This window comes from Kitasatospora sp. NPDC017646 (assembly GCF_044329365.1).
GTDB lineage: Bacteria > Actinomycetota > Actinomycetes > Streptomycetales > Streptomycetaceae > Kitasatospora.
Genome location: NZ_JBIRJC010000002.1, coordinates 57514 through 74967, shown reverse-complemented (window position 1 = coordinate 74967; position 17454 = coordinate 57514). Strand labels below are relative to the sequence as shown.

At 72.8% G+C, this 17454-nt stretch carries 13 protein-coding genes; 3 read left to right on the top strand and 10 right to left on the bottom strand.

The annotated features are described in order from the left end of the window. Positions 1-139: 139 nt before the first annotated feature. The 3 genes from ACH4J0_RS03330 to ACH4J0_RS03320 all read right to left on the bottom strand — a co-directional run bounded on the left by ACH4J0_RS03330 (position 140) and on the right by ACH4J0_RS03320 (position 5618). Positions 140-3655, bottom strand: coding sequence for a ribonuclease E/G (locus ACH4J0_RS03330; protein WP_396235993.1), 3516 nt, complete (start codon positions 3653-3655; stop codon positions 140-142). Positions 3656-4090: 435 nt separating this feature from the next. After that, positions 4091-4852 (bottom strand): TIGR03936 family radical SAM-associated protein, encoded by a 762-nt coding sequence (locus ACH4J0_RS03325; protein ID WP_396235992.1) that lies wholly within the window; start codon positions 4850-4852, stop codon positions 4091-4093. 319 nt (positions 4853-5171) lie between these two features. After that, positions 5172-5618, bottom strand: coding sequence for a MarR family winged helix-turn-helix transcriptional regulator (locus ACH4J0_RS03320; protein WP_396235991.1), 447 nt, complete (start codon positions 5616-5618; stop codon positions 5172-5174). Positions 5619-5677: 59 nt separating this feature from the next. Between ACH4J0_RS03320 and ACH4J0_RS03315 the strand changes: the two genes are divergently transcribed. Both ACH4J0_RS03315 and ACH4J0_RS03310 read left to right on the top strand, forming a co-directional pair. Next, a complete protein-coding gene (locus tag ACH4J0_RS03315; protein WP_396235990.1) occupies positions 5678-6031 on the top strand; it encodes a hypothetical protein in 354 nt (117 codons plus the stop codon). Beyond that, positions 6028-6372 carry a YrdB family protein gene (locus tag ACH4J0_RS03310; RefSeq protein WP_396235989.1) on the top strand — a complete coding sequence of 115 codons (345 nt, stop codon included), beginning with the start codon at positions 6028-6030 and terminating at the stop codon, positions 6370-6372. The genes ACH4J0_RS03315 and ACH4J0_RS03310 overlap by 4 nt, the downstream gene beginning before the upstream one ends. Before the next feature lie 89 nt (positions 6373-6461). Here ACH4J0_RS03310 and ACH4J0_RS03305 read toward each other — a convergent pair whose 3' ends face one another. Beyond that, positions 6462-8405, bottom strand: coding sequence for a TIGR03960 family B12-binding radical SAM protein (locus ACH4J0_RS03305; RefSeq protein WP_396235988.1), 1944 nt, complete (start codon positions 8403-8405; stop codon positions 6462-6464). A 454-nt stretch (positions 8406-8859) separates the two neighbouring features. On the opposite strand from ACH4J0_RS03305, the gene ACH4J0_RS03300 reads away from it, so the two are divergent. Continuing rightward, positions 8860-10167 carry a M14 family zinc carboxypeptidase gene (locus tag ACH4J0_RS03300; RefSeq protein ID WP_396235987.1) on the top strand — a complete coding sequence of 436 codons (1308 nt, stop codon included), beginning with the start codon at positions 8860-8862 and terminating at the stop codon, positions 10165-10167. 76 nt (positions 10168-10243) lie between these two features. Here the strand turns inward: ACH4J0_RS03300 and rodA are convergent, their stop codons facing one another. From rodA to ndk, 6 genes are all read right to left on the bottom strand, one after another. After that, positions 10244-11443, bottom strand: coding sequence for a rod shape-determining protein RodA (gene rodA, locus ACH4J0_RS03295; RefSeq protein ID WP_396235986.1), 1200 nt, complete (start codon positions 11441-11443; stop codon positions 10244-10246). Further along, entirely contained in the window at positions 11440-13767 is a 2328-nt protein-coding gene (mrdA, locus tag ACH4J0_RS03290; protein WP_396235985.1) for a penicillin-binding protein 2, read from the bottom strand. The genes rodA and mrdA overlap by 4 nt, the downstream gene beginning before the upstream one ends. A 119-nt stretch (positions 13768-13886) precedes the next feature. Then, positions 13887-14528, bottom strand: a complete 642-nt coding sequence (gene mreD / locus ACH4J0_RS03285; protein WP_396235984.1) for a rod shape-determining protein MreD — start codon at positions 14526-14528, stop codon at positions 13887-13889. 3 nt (positions 14529-14531) lie between these two features. After that, positions 14532-15479 carry a rod shape-determining protein MreC gene (mreC, locus tag ACH4J0_RS03280; protein ID WP_396235983.1) on the bottom strand — a complete coding sequence of 316 codons (948 nt, stop codon included), beginning with the start codon at positions 15477-15479 and terminating at the stop codon, positions 14532-14534. Between the two features lie 97 nt (positions 15480-15576). Beyond that, positions 15577-16602, bottom strand: a complete 1026-nt coding sequence (locus ACH4J0_RS03275) for a rod shape-determining protein (protein WP_396236502.1) — start codon at positions 16600-16602, stop codon at positions 15577-15579. A gap of 318 nt (positions 16603-16920) precedes the next feature. Continuing rightward, positions 16921-17334 (bottom strand): nucleoside-diphosphate kinase, encoded by a 414-nt coding sequence (gene ndk, locus ACH4J0_RS03270; RefSeq protein WP_396235982.1) that lies wholly within the window; start codon positions 17332-17334, stop codon positions 16921-16923. Positions 17335-17454: the final 120 nt, after the last annotated feature.

Here is a 17454-nt window from a genome sequence, read left to right as displayed (position 1 = left end):
GCGCGGGACTCTCGGGAAGGTGATGTGCTCGGGAGCGCGGCGTAGACACGCCGATGGTCAAGAATACGGACCGGCCGCCCCTGGGGCAAACCGGCCCGTACGGCCCGGGGCGGGAGTGATCCCGCCCCGGGCGTGGGCACTACTCGGCCGCCGTATCACCCTCGGCGGCCGCGGCCTTCTTGGCCGCCGCGCTCGTCCGCTTGGTCGCGGTCTTGCGGGCGGTGGTCTTCTTGGCCGCCGTGGCCGTCTTCTTGGCGGCGGTCTTCTTCGCGGCGGTCTTGCGGGCGGCCCGCTTCTTGGGCGCCGGGGCCTCCTCGGCGGGCGCCTCCTCCGCGGCAGCCCCAGCCTCGGCGGGGGCCTCGGCGGCCTCCTCGGCCGGAGCCTCGACGACCACGGCCTCCGCGACGACGACCTCCTCGGCGGCCTCGGGCGCGGCCTCGGCAGCGGCCTCGACGGTGGCTTCGGCAGCCGGGGCGGCGGCGGCCAGGGCCGCCTCCAGGGCCGCGTCGGCCTTCGCCTGGAGCACCACGATCTCGGCGGCCTGCGGCGCACCCGCAGGAGCCGTCGCCTTGCGCACCGCGCGGCGGCGCGGACGGCCGGCCGGAGCGGCGGGGGCCTCGGCCACCGGCGCCTCCGCGGCCTCCGGCACCTCGGTCGGCGCGGCCTCGACGGCCTCCGCCCCGACGCCCGGGACCTCCAGGGCCAGCTGGCCCTCGATCTCCTCGCGCACCGGCTCGGCGGGCTCCACGGCCGCCTCGGCGACGGCCTCGGCCACCGGCGACAGGGCCTCGACGGCCTGCGGCTCCTCCTGGCCCGCACCGCCCTTGCCCCGGCGACGGCGCTTGCCGCCGCCCGCGCCCGCCTCGACGGCCGTGGCCGCCGGGGCGTGGACGTGGACGCTCGGCTGCTCCATGTGGACGATCACACCGCGGCCGTTGCAGTGCACGCAGGCCTCGGAGAAGGACTCCAGCAGGCCCTGGCCGACCCGCTTGCGGGTCATCTGGACCAGGCCCAGCGAGGTGACCTCGGCCACCTGGTGCTTGGTCCGGTCCCGGCCCAGGCACTCCAGCAGGCGGCGCAGCACCAGGTCGCGGTTGGACTCCAGGACCATGTCGATGAAGTCGATCACGATGATGCCGCCGAGGTCGCGCAGCCGCAGCTGGCGCACGATCTCCTCGGCCGCCTCGATGTTGTTCCGGGTGACCGTCTCCTCCAGGTTGCCGCCCTGGCCGACGAACTTCCCGGTGTTGACGTCGATGACGACCATCGCCTCGGTGCGGTCGATCACCAGCGAACCGCCGCTGGGCAGCCAGACCTTGCGGTCCAGCGCCTTCATCAGCTGCTCGTCGATCCGGTAGGTGGCGAACACGTCCACCTCGGAGGTCCAGCGCTGGAGCCGCTCGGCGAGGTCCGGGGCCACGTTGGAGACGTACTCGTGGATGGTCGTCCACGCCTCGGCGCCGGAGACGATGACCTTGGTGAAGTCCTCGTTGAAGATGTCGCGCACGACCCGGACGGTCATGTCCGGCTCGCCGTACAGCAGCGCCGGGGCGTTGCCGGTCGCGGCCTTCTTCTGGATGTCCTCCCACTGCTGCTGGAGGCGCTGGACGTCGCGGGTCAGCTCCTCCTCGGAGGCGCCCTCGGCGGCGGTGCGCACGATGACGCCCGCGTCGTCCGGGACGATCTTCTTGAGGATCTGCTTCAGACGGGCGCGCTCGTTCTCGGGCAGCTTGCGCGAGATGCCGGTCATCGAGCCCTCGGGCACGTACACCAGGTAGCGGCCGGGCAGCGAGATCTGGCTGGTCAGGCGGGCGCCCTTGTGGCCGATCGGGTCCTTGGAGACCTGCACCAGCACGGACTGGCCGGACTTCAGCACCGACTCGATGCGGCGCGGGCCGCCGTGGCCCAGCGCACCGAAGTTGACCTCACCGGCGTACAGCACCGCGTTGCGGCCCTTGCCGATGTCGACGAACGCGGCCTCCATGGACGGCAGCACGTTCTGGACCTTGCCCAGGTAGACGTTGCCGACGTACGAGGTGGCCTGCTCCTTGTTGACGTAGTGCTCGACCAGCACACCGTCCTCGAGCACACCGATCTGGGTGCGCTGGCCGTTCTGGCGCACCACCATGACGCGCTCGACCGACTCCCGGCGGGCCAGGAACTCGGCCTCGGTGATGATCGGCACCCGGCGGCGGCCCAGCTCGCGGCCCTCGCGGCGGCGCTGCTTCTTCGCCTCCAGACGGGTCGAGCCCTTGATGGACTGCACCTCGTCCGGGTCGAAGGACGGCTCGGTGGAGCGGCGGCGCGGCTCGCGCACCTTGACCACCGTACGGACGCCGTCCTCGGTGGTCTCGGCGGTCTCGACGGCGTCGGCCTCACCGCTGCGGCGGCGACGGCGGCGGCGACGGCGGGACGAGGACAGGCCGGCGGCCAGGTCGTCGTCCTCCTCGTCCTCCTCCTCGGCGACGGCCCGGGCCGGCTCCTCGGCGACGGGCTGCTCGGCCTCGACGGCCTCGGCGGCCTCGAACTCCTCGGCCTCGCCACGGCGACGGCGACGGCCACCCCGACGGCGACGGCGCGACGGACGGCCGTCCTCCTCCCACTCGCCCTCGGTCTCCGGACCGGCGGCGGGGGCCTCCACGGCGGGCGCCTCGGCGGCCGGGGCCTCCACGGGCGCCTTGGCCACCGGGGCCTTGGCGGCGGTCTTCACCGGCGCCTCGGCGGCCGGCTTGCGACGGGTCGGCTCGACCCGGGTACGGACCCGACGGCGACGGCCGACACCGCTGTACTCGTACTCGTCTTCCTCCGAGCGCTGCTCGGCGGCGGCCGGAGCCTCGACCTGCGCCGGGGCGGCGGCAGGCTGCTGCGGCGCGGCGGGAGCGACGTAGGGGGCGGGCTCCTGGAACACCGGGGCCTGGAAGACCGCGGTGGCCGGGCGGACGGCGCGGCGGCGCACCCGGTGGTGCGGCTCGGCCTCGGCGGCCGGGGCGGGGGCGGGGGCGGGGGCGGGGGCGGCGGCCTGAGCCTCGGCGGCGGCCTCGACCGCCTCCTCCTCGGGCTCCTCCTCGACGGCGGGCTCCTCGGCCACCGGCTCCTCGACCGGGGCCTCGACCACCGGCGCGGCCTCGACCACGCGACGGCGGCGGGTACGGCGGGCCGGAGCGGCCGGGGCCTCCTCGGCCACCGGCTCGGCGGCGGGGGTCTCGACGGGAGCGGCGGCCTCGGCCGCGGGCTCCTCGACCGGGGCCTCGGCCTTCTTGCGGGTCCGGCGGGCCCGGGCGGGCTTCTCCGCCTTCTCCTCGGCCTTCGGCTCCTCCGCCCCGGCGCCCTCGGCCTCCGGCGCGGTGACCATGATCGCGCTCCCCTCAGGAGCACCAGCCGGGGCCTCGGCACGCTTGCGGGTCCGGCGGGCCCGTACCGGCTTCTCGGCGGCCGGGACCGTCTCGGCGGGCGCCTCGGCCGGAACGACCGTCGCCTCGACCGGGACGACCGTCTCGGCCGCCTCGGCGGCCGCACCCTGCGGGGTGCCCGCCGGGCGGGACACCGCCCGGCGACGACGGCGCGGCGGCGCGGCGGACGCGCCCTCGCCACCGGTCACGGCGGTTTCGTTCTGTTCCGTGGCCGCAGACTGCTGCGGATCGGTGTTATCGAGCATGCGGGTGGATCTCCCGTCAGGCCCCCGGGCTCCACATCCGGGCACGGCTCGGCACCAGTGGGTGGCCGGCATCGCGAGGATGCTCGGGCCGGACCCTTTGACGGTGCCGCCGTGCGGACGCGAGGCCGCACAGGGGCTCGTAGTCTCGCTCGGCGCCCCGCGTTCGGCGGGGTGTCGAAAAGTCTTCTGGTCTGACCAGTCTTCTGAGGTTTTCCCAAGCCGAGCCGTCCCCCAACCCCGGGTGGCTCCCGGACGGGGTCCCGGGCCCACCGACCTCCTGGTCGGCGGGCCCCGAGTGGCCGGCCTGTGCTGCGACGACGCTCGCTCCCCTGGGGAGCCGCGGGAACCCTGGAGGACCGTCGGGTTCAGTGAGGCACTGAACCCGGCCTCCGCCCCCTAGGCGGACGCGGTAGCGCGCGGCCCGGCGGCCGTTTCTCAGCCGGCCGGGGCCGCGGCGCGGTCGAGCGCCAGCGGGTCGGTCACCGTGCCCGACTCCTCGTCGAGCGGCCCCTGCGCCAGCCTGGTCACCTCTGCGGGGACCGGCGGCGCCAGGTCGGCCGTCGCACGGAGACCGGACAATACGTCGTCGGGTCGTACGGCGGGTGTGGCGTGTCGTACTACCAGGCGCAGTATCGCACAGGGACGGCCGGTCCGAACATCGCGGTCGGTACCGGGGGCCGTGTCCGTACCACCGTCGACCTGCGGCTCGACGGCTTCGAGCGCCGCCACCGCACCGCGCGCGTCGAAGACCCGCACGCCGTTCTTGGTCCGGCGCTCGACCTCGACCTTCTCCTCGGCGAGGAACTTCCGGACCGCCTGAACCGCCTCGGCCGGCTCGACACCGTCCAGGCGCAGCAGCCACTCGGAGGCCTCCAGGCGCTCCACGAAGTTCGACGTCCGGACCTCGACCGCGTCGATCACGTCCAGGCCGACGGGCAGCGACTCGTCCAGCTGCGCCCGCAGCTGCTCGGGGTCGCGCACGGCGGCCAGACCGATCTCCAGGTACTCCGCCTCACTCGCCACCCCGGTCGGGGCGGCGTTGGCGTAGGACACCTTCGGGTGCGGCGTGAAGCCGGCCGAGTAGGCCATCGGAACGGCGGACCGGCGCAGGGCGCGCTCGAAGGCGCGCTGGAAGTCACGGTGGCTGGTGAAGCGGAGCCGGCCGCGCTTGGTGTAGCGGAGACGAATCCGCTGCACCGTCGGCGCGGGCGGCGGACCGTCGGGCGTACGGCGTGCCAGGGTCGCTCAGTCCTTTAGTCAAGTGTCTGCGTCCGGCGCGGCGCATTCCCGCCGCCGCCCGGACTCTGTCACCTCAAAGGGTACGCGCCCCGCCATCCCCCTCGCTCCGCCCCTGGTCAGCCCGCGACCGACCCCCCGCCCCGGTGGCTGTGCGGTGGTACGGGCGGCACGGATCCGCTCCAGCCGGCGACCCGACCCCGAGCCCTTCCCAAGACCGACCAAGTCGCCCACGAGGAAAGGCAGTTGATGCCGCCGGCGCGGCGCGCCCCCAGTCGGGTCAGTGTGGGAGGTGCCGCCCACCGAGGAGCCGGAGGCCCTGTTCCAGCGCGCTGCGCTGGGCGTCGCTCAGGTCCGCCGCCAGTTCGTCGTCCAGACTCCGGGCCGCCTGGGCGCAGCGTTCGAGCAGCGCGCGGCCCCCGGGGGTGAGGCTGAGGACCTGCCGGCGGCGGTCCCGAGGGTCCCGGATGCGTTCCAGGGCGCCGAGCTCCTGGAGCTGGTCGGCGAGGGCGACGACCAGGCTCGGGGCGACGTCGAGCCGCTTGGCCAGGTCCTGCTGGGAGGCGGCCGGTCCCGCGTCGAGCGCGGCCAGCAGGCCGGCGTGCTTGGGCTTGACACCCAGGGCCTCGATCCGCTCGGCGAAGCGCTCGGCGGCGAGGGCCCCGAGCGTGCCCAGGTTGAAGGAGAGCGTGGCGCGCAGCCCGGCTGCTCCCTTGACATCACTCATGCGGAGAATGATACCGTCGCATTATCGTTCAGATTCAGAATGATTCATGGGGGGATTCAATGGACGCTCTGCTCGTGGCCAATGCGGTGGCGGCGCTCGTCAGCGCCGGTTCGAGTGTCGCGGGGGTGCTGCGCCCCGGCCTCGCACTGCCGACGGGCGTGCCGCTCAACACCGGGACCGACCTCTACGCCCGCGCCTACGCGGTCCGGGCCGTCCCGCTCGGACTGGCTGCCGCACTGCTCCTGCTGACCGGCGCACCCCACGGTGCCGCGTGGCCGATGCTGCTGGTCGCAGGGCTGGCCCAGGTCGGCGACTCCGCGATCGGCGCCCGGTACCGCAACCGCGGCATGACCTACGGCGCCGGCGCCTGTGCCGTCCTCCACCTCGCCACGGCCGTCTGGATCGCCCGATGACCGCCGGGATGATCGTCGCCGCGCCCAGCGCGGTCCTCGCGCTCCTCCTGGAGTTGTCCGTCTACGCCTCCGCGGGCTACTGGGGCTTCACCCGCACCGCCCGCCTGCCCCTGCGCGTCGCACTGGCCACCGGCGCGGTGGCACTCCTGATCGTGACCTGGGGGCAGTTCGGCGCCCCGACCGCGACGCACCCGCTCCACGGCCCGGCCCGCGCCCTCCTGGAACTCCTCTGGTTCGGCGCGGGCGACCTCGCCCTGCTGGCCTCCAGGGGTCGCCACGCCGCCCTCTGGTTCACCGCCGCCTGGGCCCTGTCCACCATCCTCCAGGTCGCCACGGCCTGAACGGGCGGACCGTCCGGCCACGGACGCGCCGAAAGAACCGGTGCCCTCCCCGACCGAAGTCGAGGAGGGCACCGGATTCACACCACTCGCTACTTCTGCTGGTCAGCACCGCCGACGACGGTCAGCGGCAGCAGCTTCTTGCCGGTGGGCCCGATCTGGATGCTGGTGTCCATCTGGGGACACACGCCGCAGTCGAAGCACGGCGTCCAGCGGCAGTCGTCGACCTCGACCTCCTCCAGGGCGTCCTGCCAGTCCTCCCACAGCCAGTCCTTGTCGAGGCCGCTGTCCAGGTGGTCCCAGGGCAGCACCTCCTCGTAGGAGCGCTCGCGGGTGGTGTACCAGTCGACGTCGACGCCGGTGCCGGCCAGGCCCTTCTCGGCGCTGGCCATCCAGCGGTCGTACGAGAAGTACTCGCGCCAGCCGTCGAAGCGGCCGCCGTCCTCGTAGACCGCGCGGATGACCGCGCCGATGCGGCGGTCGCCGCGGGAGAGGAGACCCTCGACGATGCCGGGCTTGCCGTCGTGGTAGCGGTAGCCGATGTTCTTGCCGTACTTGCGGTCACCGCGGATGGAGTCGCGCAGCTTGGCCAGGCGGGCGTCGGTTGCCTCGGCCGACAGCTGCGGGGCCCACTGGAACGGGGTGTGCGGCTTGGGCACGAACCCGCCGATGGAGACGGTGCAGCGGATGTCGTTCTGGCCGGTGACCTCTCGGCCCTTCTGGATGACGTTCTTCGCCATCTCGCCGATCTGGAGCACGTCCTCGTCGGTCTCGGTGGGCAGGCCGCACATGAAGTACAGCTTCACCTGGCGCCAGCCGTTGCCGTAGGCGGTGGCGACGGTGCGGATCAGGTCCTCCTCCGACACCATCTTGTTGATCACCTTGCGCATGCGCTCGCTGCCGCCCTCGGGGGCGAAGGTGAGGCCCGAGCGGCGTCCGTTGCGGGACAGCTCGTTGGCGAGGTCGATGTTGAAGGCGTCGACGCGGGTGGACGGCAGGGACAGGCCGATCTTGTCCTCGGTGTAGCGGTCGGCCAGGCCCTTGGCGATGTCGCCGATCTCGGTGTGGTCGGCGCTGGACAGCGACAGCAGGCCGACCTCCTCGAAGCCGGTCGCCTTGAGCCCGCGCTCGACCATCTCGCCGATGCCGGTGATGCTTCGCTCCCGCACGGGGCGCGTGATCATGCCGGCCTGGCAGAAGCGGCAGCCGCGGGTGCAGCCGCGGAAGATCTCCACGGACATCCGCTCGTGCACCGTCTCCGCGAGCGGGACGAGCGGCTGCTTCGGGTACGGCCACTCGTCGAGGTCCATCACGGTGTGCTTGGACACCCGCCACGGCACACCCGGGGCGTTGGGCACGACCCGGCCGATCCGGCCGTCGGCCAGGTACTCCACGTCGTAGAACTTCGGCACGTACACCCCGCCGGTGCGGGCCAGGCGCAGCAGCAGCTCGTCCCGGCCGCCCGGGCGGCCCTCGGCCTTCCAGGCCCGGATGATCTCGGTGATGTCGAGCACGGCCTGCTCGCCGTCGCCGATCACCGCGCAGTCCAGGAAGTCCGCGATCGGCTCCGGGTTGAAGGCCGCGTGGCCGCCGGCGAGGACGATCGGGTCCTCGTCGGTGCGGTCCTTGGCCTCCAGCGGGATGCCGGCCAGGTCGAGCGCGGTCAGCATGTTGGTGTAGCCGAGCTCGGTAGAGAAGGACAGGCCGAACACGTCGAAGGCCTTCACCGGGCGGTGGGCGTCCACCGTGAACTGGGGGACGCGGTGCTCGCGCATCAGCGCTTCCAGGTCCGGCCAGACGCTGTAGGTGCGCTCGGCCAGCACACCCTCGCGCTCGTTCAGCACCTCGTAGAGGATCATGACGCCCTGGTTGGGCAGCCCGACCTCGTAGGCGTCGGGGTACATCAGCGCCCAGCGGACGTCGCAGGCGTCCCAGTCCTTGACGGTCGAGTTGAGCTCGCCGCCGACGTACTGGATCGGCTTCTGGACGTGCGGGAGGAGTGCCTCCAGGCGTGGGAAGACCGATTCGACAGTCATGTACTAGGAACCCTTACGACGTGATTCGGTGCCGCGAGTCGGCACGGGGAGGGGTGACCCTCAAGGGTAGCCCAATCCGGGGATGGGCCCGCCTGCGCCGGAAGCGGTCCCCCGCACGCTCCGGCGCGATCCGACCCCGCCGGTGACCGCCCCGGCACGCGCGGTGCGCGCCCGCCGCCCGGCGCCGTCCGCCGTTGACACGCCCGGACGGCCCGTGCGGTACTGACAGGGCCCTGCCCAAGGCCCCGCGCCCCTTCCCGAGGCGGGAGTTGGGTCGTACGCTCGGCCAACGCCGACTCCCCCCGGCGGCCCGCTCGCCCAACACGCCCTCCCCCGTCCCCGCGAGGCCCCCTCCCCCCGGCCCCGCAGAGCCCGTTCCCCGGCCCGCAGGCCGCGTCCGGCGGCGCGGCACGCCCGCGCCCCGGCGGCCGTACGACCGGTCGCAAGGAGAACCATGACCGACACCGGTCGGCGGGTCCGGCCCCTCTCCCCGCGGACCCTCGACGCCCGGCCGGCCCGCTACCCCACCCCGGCCCAGGCCGAGTGCGCGGCCCGGCGGCTCGCCCTGCGCCACCCGGACCGCTGCCGGCTGCGGGAGGTGGGCCGCTCCCGGGCCGGGCGCCCGCTGCTGCTGCTCTCGGTGGACCGCGGGCCGCGGGCCGTGCTGGTGGTGGGCGGCCCGCACCCGAACGAGCCGATCGGCACCGCCGCCGCCGTCCGGCTGGCCGAGGTGCTGCTGGAGCGCCCGGCCCGGCCCGGCCTGTCCTGGCACCTGCTGCTGTGCCTGGACCCGGACGGCGCCGCGCTCAACGCCGGCTGGCTGGACGGCCCGCTCACCATGCGCCGCCACTACGAGCACTTCTTCCGCCCCGCCTTCGAGGAGCAGCCCGAGCTGCTGCCCGCCCCCGGCTCCGGCCGCCCGCCGATGCCGGAGAGCCTGGCGCTGACCGGACTGATCGACGAGCTGCGTCCCTTCCTCCAGTGTTCGCTGCACGGGGTGGACTTCGGCGGCGCCTTCGTCCAGCTGACCGGGCCGGTCCACGGCCTGGCCGAGCGCTTCGCCCGCTCCGCAGGCCGGGCCGGCATCCCGCTCGACGTGGACTCCTACGACGCCATCGGCTGGGCCAGCCCGGCGCCCGGTACCTATCTGATGCCGGCGCCCGGCAGCCCCGGCACCTCCCGGGCGCTGCCGGACGAGCCCGAGCTGTCCACCTGGTCCTACGCGGCCCGGTACGGGGCGGTGACCGCCGTCCTGGAGGTCCCGATGTGGGCCGTGGACGCGGTCGGCGACGCCCGCACCCACCCGGCCGGGCCGCGGGTCGTCCGCGAGGCCGCCCACGGACTCACCGTGCGCGCCGAGGAGCTCACCGCCGTGCTCTCCCGCGTCCCGGCGCAGGCCCGCGAGGCGTACGGCCCGCTGGCGCGCACCGTCGAGTTCAACCTGGCGGTGGCCCCGCGGGTGGCCGCCGAGTGGCTGGAGCTGTGGTGCCCGGAGCCGCTGAGTGCCGCCCGGGCGACCACCGCCGGACTGGTCGCGGCGCGGCTTCCGCTGCGGGTCGCCTCGATCCTGCTGCGACTGCTCGCCGACGCCCGGGGCCCGGCCGCCGAGGCCGCCCGGGAGCGCGCCCGGGTCGTCGTGGCGGACAGCCTGGACCGGCTGCGCCAGCGCTTCGGCGCCCGCTGGGTCCCGGTGCAGGAGCAGTTGGCCCACCAGACCCGGGCGATCCTCACCGCTGCCGACTGCCTGCTGCACCCCGCCTGACGTGGCGTCAAACACTCGCGCGTCAAAGGGAAAGGGCCGGTCCGGGAGTTCCCGGACCGGCCCCACCGTCGAACGCTCAGGCCGCTATCGGCCGTTGGCTGTGCACCGCCTGGAGCAGCCCGATGCCGATCCAGACCGCGAACATCGAGGAGCCGCCGTAGGAGACGAAGGGCAGCGGGATGCCGGCGACCGGCATGATGCCCAGGCACATCCCTATGTTCTCGAAGGCCTGGAAGGAGAACCAGGCGATTATCCCGGCCGCCACGATCGTCCCGTACAGGTCGGTCGCCTGGCGGGCGATCCGGCAGGCGCGCCAGAGGATCACGCCGACCAGCGCGATTATGGCGAGCGCCCCGACGAAGCCGAGCTCCTCACCGGCGACGGTGAACACGAAGTCCGTCTGCTGCTCCGGCACGAACTGCCCGACGGTCTGGGTGCCGTGGAACAGCCCCTTGCCGGTCAGGCCGCCCGAGCCGATCGCGATCCGGGCCTGCGCGGTGTTGTAGCCGACGCCGTTGGGGTCGAGCTGGGGGTTGGCGAAGGCGGCGAAGCGGTCGATCTGGTACTGGCTCAGCAGTCCGAGCTTCCAGATCGCGATGCTGCCGCCGACGCCGAGCGCGAGGATGCCGAGGACCCAGCGGTTGGCGGCGCCGGAGCCGAGCAGGATGCCCAGCACGATCGCGGACATCACCATGACCGACCCGGCGTCCGGCATCAGCAGCACCAGACCCATCGGCATGCAGGCCCAGATCAGGCCCAGGAGCACCGCCCGGTGCGAGGGGGACTCCCGCTCCCCCGCGTCGACCTGGTCCGACAGCACGACGGCCATCGCCAGCAGGATGGCGATCTTCGCGAACTCGGCCGGCTGGACGGAGAAGCCGCCGCCGAGCTGGATCCACGAGTGGGCGCCGTTGACGGTCGAGCCGATCGGGCTGAGCGTCGCCAGCAGCAGCAGGATCACGCCGACGTAGACGAAGGGCACCAGGGTGCGGAACCGCCGGGCTCCTATCCCTATCACCACGGCGCACAGCACCAGGCCGATGACGAAGTTCGTCAGGTGCCGGTAGAGGAAGTACTGCGGGTCCCCGTGGGTGAGGTTGTCGCGCCCGCGGGTGGCCGACCACACCAGCAGCGAGCTGCCGGAGGACAGGGCCAGTCCGGCCAGCAGCAGTATCCAGTCCAGCCGCCAGAGCGGGGAGTCCTTGGCCAGGGCCTTGGAGACCCCGCTGCGCTGGGAGCTCAGCCGCAGCTGCCGGTACGAGCCGTAGGAGCTCATGCCCGTCCCCTTCCCTGGCGGTTCGTCGGTTCGAGCGCGGCGTCGGCGGCGGTGTACGAGGCGGAGCTGCCGGCCGGCGGCGCCGGATCGAGGAATGTCGCCGACGGGTCGTAGCCGGCCGCCGTGGCCCCGCCCGCCTGCGCCGGGGCGGCGTCCGGCAGGGCCAGAGCCAGCGAAGCCGGGGCCGGGGCGACGGAGCCCTGCGCCGGGTCGAGGGTGTAGGCGGCCGGCTTGATGATCGCGGTGCCGTCCGGGTTGAACTTCGGCAGGTCGGTCTGCGGCGTCGGCAGCAGCGCCTTGCCGTTGTCGATGTTGCCCTTGTCGTCCACGCCGTACAGCGCCTGGTAGATCCGGCGGATGGCGTCGCCGGAACCGCCGGAGCCGGTGCCGCCCTGGCTGATCGTCATGATGACCGCGTAGTCCTTGCTGTACGTGTCCAGCCAGGAGGTGGTCTGCTTGCCCTCGACCTCGGCGGTGCCGGTCTTGGCGTGCAGCGCGATCTTGTCCTGCGGCCAGCCGTTGAACTTCCAGGCGGCGGTGCCGCTGGTGATGACGCCCGCGGTGGCCTGGTCGATGTAGCTGAGCAGCTTCTGGTCGCCGGGGAACTTGGCGTCCTCGTGCGGGGGGATCTCGCGGACGAGTTCCCCGCTCGGGCTTATCACGGCCTTGGCGATGGTCGGCCGGTAGAAGGTGCCGCCGTTGGCCAGCGCCGAGTAGATCCGGGCCATCTGGACCGGGGTTACGAGGGTGTCGCCCTGGCCGATCGCGTAGTTGACGGCGTCACCGGCGCGCATCTGGTAGCCGTCGACGCAGTTCTCCTTGGCGATCTGGTCGGAGAAGCTGTTGCCGCCCTTCTGCGCCTGCGCGCACCAGGCGTCCTTGTTGTTGTCGTAGAAGGACTGCTTCCACTGCCGGTCCGGCACCCGGCCGGGGACCTCGGACGGCAGGTCGATGCCGGTCTTGGCGCCGAGGCCGAACTCGTGGGCGGTCTTGAAGAACCAGTCGGCCGGGTCCTTCTTCGGCTTGATGCCGCCGTCCTTCATCCACTGGTCGTACGCCAGGCCGTAGAACACGGTGTCGCAGGAGACCTCCAGTGCCTTCTCCAGGGAGATGGAACCGAAGCTCTCGCTCTCGAAGTTCTTGAACTCACGGCCGCCGATGGTCATGGCCTTCGGACACGGGTAGGTGCCGTCCAGCGAGTAGCCGGCCTGCACGGCGGCGGTGGTGGAGACGACCTTGAAGGTCGAGCCGGGGGCGGACTGACCCTGTATGGCCCGGTTGAGCAGCGGGAAGTTTGAGTCCTTGCTGGTCAGCGACTGGTAGTCCTTGCCGCTGATGCCGCCCACCCACAGGTTGGGGTCGTAGGTCGGGGCACTGGCCATCGCGATGATCCGGCCGGTGTGAACGTCCATCACGACGGCGGCGCCGGAGTCGGCCTCGTAGTTGCGGTTGGTGACCTTGTCGAAGGTGTTCCGGGCGTCGGCCATGGCCTGCGCCAGGTTGTCCTCGACTACCTTCTGCACCCGCGCGTCGATGCTGGTGACCAGGTTGTCGCCGGTCTGGGGGGCGACGGTGCCGGCGGTGCCGATCACCCGGCCGAGGTTGTCCACCTCCAGCTTGGTGATGCCGGCCGTGCCGCGCAGGTCGCGGTCGTACACCGACTCCAGGCCGGCCCGGCCGATCTGGTCGGCCGGCAGGTAGCGGTCCAGGCCGCTCTTGTCCGCGGTCTTGCTGACCTCGTCGTCGGTGACCGGCGAGAGGTAGCCGAGCACCTGGGCCATGTTGGCGCCCTCGGCGCCGGTGTAGCGGCGCACGGCGGTGGGCTGCGCGGTGACCCCGGGGAAGTCCTCGCGGCGCTCCATTATCTGCATCGCCTGCTGGGTGGTCGCCTCCTTGGTGACCGGGATCGGCTGGTACGGCGAGCCGTTCCAGCACGGCTGCGGGGTCTTGGCGTCGCAGAGCCGGACCTTCTCCTGCACGTCCTTGGCGGGCATCCCGAGCACCTGGGCCAGCCGGCCCAGCACCGCCTTGCCGCCGTCCTTCTGCTGGAGCAGCGAGGTGCGGCTGACGGAGACCACCAGCCGGGTCTCGTTGCCGGCCAGGATCCGGCCGGAGGCGTCCAGGATCTCGCCGCGGACGGCCGGTTCGACCACCTCGCGGATGTGGTTGCCGGTCGCCTTGGCGGTGTACTCCTTGGCGTTGCGGATCTGCAGGTACCACAGCCGTCCGCCGAGGGTGGCGAGCAGCGACAGCACCAGGATCTGCAGCACCACCAGACGGATCGTCACCCGCCGGGTACGGCCGGTCTCGGGGATGTTGCTCACGTCTCGTGCGCTCCAGGGATGCGGGAGGGTCAGGAGGTCGGGGGCCCGCGCGGGCCTCGACGGGCCTCGACGGGCCTGGGCCGGCCCGGGACGGACCGGGACGGACCGTCAGGGGTCCGTTACGGGCGCCGGGCGAAGCCGGGGATGCGCCGCTTCTTGTAGGACGGGCCGGCCGAGACCTCACGCGTGGTGCGGTAGCGGGCCAGCGTGCCCAGCCCCGGGCCGCCCTGGTCGTCGTCGCTGGCGGCGGCCACCGGGTCGCGCCCGAAGCGGCGGCCGAGCAGCATCACCAGTGGCACCACGAACGGGGCCAGCAGCAGGTCGTACAGCAGCGCGCTGATCACCAGGCCGCCGAGGCCGACGTGCCGGGCCGCGGTGTCGCCGACCAGGGCGCCGACCATCGCGTACAGCAGGGTGGAGGCGATCGCCGCGGCGCCGACCGCCAGCAGCGCGCTGGAGACGGAGTGCTGGCGGCCGTGCTCGGGTCGCAGCAGCCCGGCGACGTAGCCCATCAGGCAGAGCACCAGGGCGTAGCGGCCGATCGCGTGGTCCGAGGGCGGTGCGAGGTCGGCCAGCAGACCGGCCGAGAAGCCGACCAGGCAGCCACCGGTCGGCCCGTAGACCATGGCCAGGCCGACCACGATGAGCAGCAGTACGTCCGGGGTGGCTCCCGGGAGCTGGAGCCGGCCGAAGACGCTGACCTGGAGGATCAGGCCGAGCAGCATCAGCGCGGCGGAGACGGGGATGCGGGCGAGGCGCATGGCTCAGTTCCCCCCATTGGGCTTGGCGGGCGGGGCGGCGGGCGCGGTGGCCGTCGGTTGGGCGGCCGGCGCCTGGCCCTGCCCCGGCGTGGGGGCGGGCGGCAGCACGGCGTCGCGCGGGTCGGTGCGCGGCGGCACGACGACCACGCCGACCAGGTCCAGCCGGGTGAACTGGACGAAGGGCTCGACCAGGACGGTCTTGGTCAGCTGGCCGGCGTTGGCCTGGACCTCGATGACCTTGCCGACCGGTACGCCGGGCACGAAGGGGCGGCCGCTCTGCGAGCCGAAGGTGACCAGCCGGTCGCCGTTCTTCACCTGCGCCTTGCCGTTGAGCAGGGAGACCTTCATCGGGCTGTCGCCGCCGCCGGAGGCGAAGCCGATCTCGCCGCTGCCCTCCAGCCGGGTGCCGGCCGAGAAGCCCGGGTCGGAGGCGAGCAGCACGGTGGCGGTGGTCGGGGCGACGGTGGTGACCCGGCCGACCAGGCCCTGGCCGTTGATGACCGTCATGTCGCGGGTGAGGCCGTCGTCGCTGCCGGCGTCGATGGTGATGGTCCAGGAGAAGCCCTGGGCCGGGCCGATCGCGATGACCTGGGCGGCCTTGACGGTGTAGCCGCCGGCGCCGGCGGTGCGCAGCAGGTCGTCCAGCTGCTTGGTGCGCCCGGTGGCCATGTCGGAGGAGGCGAGCTTCTGCCGCAGTTCGATGTTCTCGCGGGCGAGCTGGTCGGTGCGGCCGCTGCTGGTGGCGGTGTCGCGGAAGGCGCGGACGGTGTTCGCGACCGGGTCGACGACGCTGGCGGCGCCGCGCTCGACCGGGCCGAGGACGCCGGCGGCCGCGTGCCGGGCCGGGCCGAGCGGGGAGTCCTCACCGCCCTTGATGTCCACGGTGATCAGCGCGAAGGCGACGGCCACCAGCAGGATGAGCAGTAGCCGGCTCTCTCGTGTGTCCCTCACGGTGCTGGTACTGCCCCTTCGTACCTGGCGGCCGCCCGGGGCTGTGGGGCCCGGGCGGCGGCCCGTTCAGTTGAGTGTCGGATTCTTCGCTGTGGTGCTAACGGCGCGGCGAGGCGTCCAGTACCTGCTGGAGCGCCTCGAACTCCTCGACGCACTTGCCGGAGCCGAGTGCGACGGAGTCGAGCGGGTTCTCGGCGATGTGGATGGGCATGCCGGTCTCGCGGCGCAGCCGCTCGTCCAGGCCGCGCAGCAGGGCGCCGCCGCCGGTGAGCACGATGCCGCGGTCCATGACGTCGCCGGCGAGCTCGGGCGGGCACTGGTCGAGGGTGGTCTTGACGGCGTCGATGATCGAGTTGACCGGCTCGTCGATGGCGGTGCGGACCTCGGCGGCGGAGATGACCACGGTCTTGGGCAGGCCGCTGACGAGGTCGCGGCCGCGGATCTCGGCGTGCTCGTCCTTCTCGCCCTCGAGGCCGTAGGCGCTGCCGATGCTCATCTTGATCTGCTCGGCGCTGCGTTCACCGAGGAGGAGGGAGTACTCCTTCTTGATGTGCTGGACGATCGCGTTGTCCAGCTCGTCGCCGGCCACCCGGATGGACTGGGCGGTGACGATGCCGCCGAGGGAGATCACGGCGACCTCGGTGGTGCCGCCGCCGATGTCGACGACCATGTTGCCGGTGGCCTCGTGGACGGGCAGTCCGGCGCCGATCGCGGCGGCCATCGGCTCCTCGATGATGTGCACCTGGCGGGCGCCGGCCTGCGAGGAGGCCTCGATGACGGCGCGGCGCTCGACGCCGGTGATGCCGGACGGCACGCAGATCACGACACGCGGGCGGGCGAGGTAGCGGCGCCGGTGGATCTTGAGGATGAAGTAGCGCAGCATCCGCTCGGTGATCTCGAAGTCGGCGATCACACCGTCCTTGAGCGGGCGGATGGCGACGATGTTGCCCGGGGTGCGGCCGATCATCTTCTTGGCCTCGGCGCCGACCGCGAGGATGCCGCCGGTGTTCGTGTTGACCGCGACGACGGACGGCTCGTTGAGGACGATCCCCTTGCCCCTGACGTACACCAGCGTGTTGGCTGTTCCGAGGTCGATCGCCAAGTCGCGGCCGATGAACGACAGGTTGCTCGCCATGGGGTGTGGGTGCCTTCCCGGGCTCGGAGTTCATGGGGTGGACGGATGCGTGCGCCCACGCTTGGGCGGAGACCAGCTGAGCTGCCTTACCGGGCCCTTGAGTCGCGTCCATCGTAGTCACGCCTCGCGGTACGGACATCGACGTGGGGCATAGCGTCCATTGTCCGGAGCGTGATCGCTTCTCCCAGGATTGGGACGCCGTGTCGGGCTCCCCAGTTCCCTATTTCACGATAAGAATGCCCCGGCCGGGCCAATGGTCCCGACCGGGGCGGCACGAGCGTCCCCCGGGCTCGTCGCCCGCCGGGATCAGGCGTGGGCGGGGAAGAAGATCTTGATCTCGCGCTCGGCGGACTCCGGGGAGTCGGAGGCGTGGATCAGGTTCTCGCGGGTGATGGTCGCGTAGTCGCCGCGGATGGTGCCGGAGCCGGCCTCCAGCGGGTTGGTGGCGCCGGCCAGCATGCGGATGCCCTTCACGACCTCCTCGCCCTCGACGATCATCGCGATCGACGGGCCGGAGGTCATGAACTCGAGCAGCGGCTCGTAGAAGGGGCGGCCGACGTGCTCGGCGTAGTGCGTCTCCAGGGTCTCCCGGTCGAAGGTGCGCAGCTCGACGGCGGTCAGCTGCCAGCCGGCCTTGCGCTCGATGCGGCTGATGATCTCGCCCGCCAGGCCGCGGCGGACGGCGTCGGGCTTGAGCAGGACGAGAGTGCGCTGGGACACGGTGCGTCTCCTGGGGATCTGGTACGGCATGCGGTATGGGGCAGAGGTTACCTTGCGTGAACGACCTGTCGGCTCCCCGGTCCCGGCGACCGTTCCGCCGGGCCGCCAGGGCCGTTCCGC